Genomic DNA, 2,710 nt, shown 5'->3' on the forward strand with positions numbered 1-2,710 from the left:
TGATCCCGCAACTCTTGAGGACATAATGATCTATTATGTAAACCGGGGCAAAAAGGAGTGGAGATGAATGAAAGGTCTTATCTACCGTGAGTTATACCTTATCCGCAAGACTATCGTGATAACGCTTCTTGTCTATTTCATATTCGTTGCCATGATGTCTCTTGTGTGCATAAGCACTTATGCAGGCAATCTCAAAGGTGTAGATGGCGTGATAGAAACGTTCTATCCGCAGGCATATTTCTATGCGGCGTGTATCGCCCTTGTAGGTATGGGCTACGGACATAATGATATCATTCAGAAGGACTATCAGTCGCGCTGGCAGCTTTTCTCCTATACTCTGCCTGTAAGCGACAGGAAGATAATCGCTTCAAAGTTCATAGTGCGCGGTATACTGCTGCTCACAGGTCTTGTGCTCGCAATTTTGGCAGAGGTGATAATAGCTGCTGCGGCGAAAATGCCCGTAAGTGCAGATCATATAAAGAATATCCTTATCCTCGGAGCTGTTATGACTTTATGCTTTTCGGAGATACCCCTTATGCTCCGGTTTAAGAATCAGAACAAGGGAGCAGTTGTTACACTTCTTGCTACGTCACCCTTTATGGCGGCTTGTTTCTATTTCGCATGGAGATTCACAAAATTCTGCATGAGTGAAGCAGAGAGACTTTACGGAGAAGTCAACGATAAGACAATGGCAAAGGTGCTCACACCTTATTTCGACAAGGCGCGTGAAATATGCTTTATCATCGCTCCGTTCTTTGTGGTCGGCGTTATTGCGCTGCTCTATGTGTGGTCACTGAAGGAGTACAGAAGGAGGCGTTACTGATGACGGGATATCTATATAAGGAATTCAAGCTGAATCTGCGCCTTATACTTATTTTTCTGCCGACATATCTGTTCTTTTCTGTAGTTCCGATCTTTGCGGTAGTTGATGCAAAAGATGATGATACTATCGGAAAAACGTTGACAATGATACTGGGAATGTTCTGCATTTTCGTATTTATCACGGCAGGCTGTATACAGAGCGGTGTTTTCAACGGCGACGACAGAAAGAAGTGGGCTTACTTCGTGACCTCCACACCCTCGGGGATAAAGGGACAGATAGGCGCGAAATATCTGTTCACAATGCTGTTCACCATGTTTGTTGTGACCCTCGAAACGCTGAAATTAGCACTTACTGAGCAGATATCGGGACAGTCCAGCGGACTTTCCGTGCTTATTGCGGCAATGTTCTATGTGCAGCTCCTTATGAGAGCTGTGGAGTATCCGCTGATAGTGCGCTTCGGTGTGAAAATGGGAAGCATGGTAAAGATAACGGCGGTATGCGTTGCCATCCTCGGATTGATAGTTTATATGCTTTTCGGCGATACCTCCGCCTTTGCAAGCATGGATACATTCTGGGAAAGAATGTTTGCCTTTGTGGAAGATTCGGACAAGCTGAAAGTGCTGCTGCTGTGGGTGGGTATATGTACACTGGCTGTGCTGCCGCTGTACTATATTTCCTACAGGATATCCGTGAAGCTGTATCTGAAAGGAGCTGAGAATTATGCCAAGTAAGAAGAAAACACTCCTTCGTATATTCATATACCTTGTACTGGCTTTCGCTCCCGCTTTTGCGATAGAGCTGATATTCTCAGACAAGAATGGCGGTGTGAACAATTTGTTCCTGGGAGCTACCCTCATGCTCTATCCGGCGATAGCTTCCGTCATCACAAGACTTGTCACGAAAGAGGGCTTCCGTGACGCAATGCTGGGCTTCGGAAAAAGAGGCAGCGGCAAATACTACGCGGCGGCGGTCATATATCCGGTAGTGCTGCCATTTGTCAGCGCTCTGATACTTCATCTTTTTATAGTAGAGAACGGAAGAATTTCCGACAGCGCCTTCGGCAGTGATATCGTAATGGGCGCGGCTTCGCTGCTGATAGCTGTAATATCAGGTATCGCAACTGCCTTTCACGGTCTCGGGGAGGAGCTGGGATGGAGAGGATATCTCACACCCAGGCTGGAACAGCTCGTGCCTACTCCTGTGGCAATAGTCGTTACTGGAGTGATATGGGCTTTGTGGCACGGTCCTCTCCTTGCTTACGGCTACAATTTCGGCAGGGATTATGATTTCTTCCCTTACGGCGGCTTCATAGCCATGATAGTTATGTGCATATTCTGGTCGGCTGTACTTACATGGCTGACAAAGCGGACGGGCTCAGTATATCCGGCGGCGCTGTGCCATATGCTAATAGACACTGTACTTACCACTGTATTTATGCCGTTTGCTTATAATGCGGACGGGGAGAAGTTTACATACAGGACAAATGAGTTCTGGATGCTGATAATTTCTGTATTCCCCATGATAATAGTATGCGGGGCTGTATGCATGGTGCTCATATGCAAAAAAGGAAAGAGTTCGGCGAAAGTCTGACGCGGCAAAAATGATTTGATAAACGGGGTAAACTTTTTTTAGCCGGGAGCTGAGAGCCGAAGGCTCCTGACTCCCGGCTTTTTGTACTGATAAACAGCTATTTTTTGCGCTTTTCAAAATAAATCAAAAAAATTTCAGAAAAATTTTCAAAAATCGCTTGACAAACCTGAGATACTGTGGTATAATTATTTTCGTCGCCGAGGATACGGCGTCTGCGAAGTGGGGGTTTAGCTCAGCTGGGAGAGCATCTGCCTTACAAGCAGAGGGTCACAGGTTCGAGCCCTGTAGTCCCCACCA

The 2,710-nt window shown here is 46.3% G+C and carries 3 protein-coding genes and 1 tRNA gene; all 4 read left to right on the top strand.

The genetic code is table 11. The annotated features are described in order from the left end of the window. Window positions 1–67: 67 nt before the first annotated feature. The 4 genes from J6U00_RS05420 (at window position 68) to J6U00_RS05435 (ending at window position 2,710) form a co-directional block, all read left to right on the top strand. Window positions 68–823: an ABC-2 transporter permease gene (locus tag J6U00_RS05420; protein ID WP_296579945.1), complete on the top strand. Its 756-nt coding sequence runs from the start codon at window positions 68–70 to the stop codon at window positions 821–823. After that, window positions 823–1,554, top strand: a complete 732-nt coding sequence (locus J6U00_RS05425) for an ABC-2 transporter permease (protein WP_296579947.1) — start codon at window positions 823–825, stop codon at window positions 1,552–1,554. The genes J6U00_RS05420 and J6U00_RS05425 overlap by 1 nt, the downstream gene beginning before the upstream one ends. Continuing rightward, complete coding sequence (locus J6U00_RS05430) at window positions 1,544–2,413, top strand: type II CAAX endopeptidase family protein (RefSeq protein ID WP_296579950.1); 870 nt, start codon at window positions 1,544–1,546, stop codon at window positions 2,411–2,413. Before J6U00_RS05425 ends, J6U00_RS05430 begins: the two co-directional genes overlap by 11 nt. A 221-nt stretch (window positions 2,414–2,634) precedes the next feature. Next, window positions 2,635–2,710, top strand: a tRNA-Val gene (locus tag J6U00_RS05435).

The organism is Ruminococcus sp. (assembly GCF_017650195.1).
Taxonomy (GTDB): domain Bacteria; phylum Bacillota; class Clostridia; order Oscillospirales; family Ruminococcaceae; genus Ruminococcus.

Excerpts from the sequence above, each read along its gene's own strand:
- J6U00_RS05420 (WP_296579945.1), top strand. The coding sequence starts at position 68 with ATGAAAGGTCTTATCTACCGTGAGTTATACCTTATCCGCAAGACTATC.
- J6U00_RS05425 (WP_296579947.1), top strand. The coding sequence starts at position 823 with ATGACGGGATATCTATATAAGGAATTCAAGCTGAATCTGCGCCTTATA.
- J6U00_RS05430 (WP_296579950.1), top strand. The coding sequence starts at position 1,544 with ATGCCAAGTAAGAAGAAAACACTCCTTCGTATATTCATATACCTTGTA.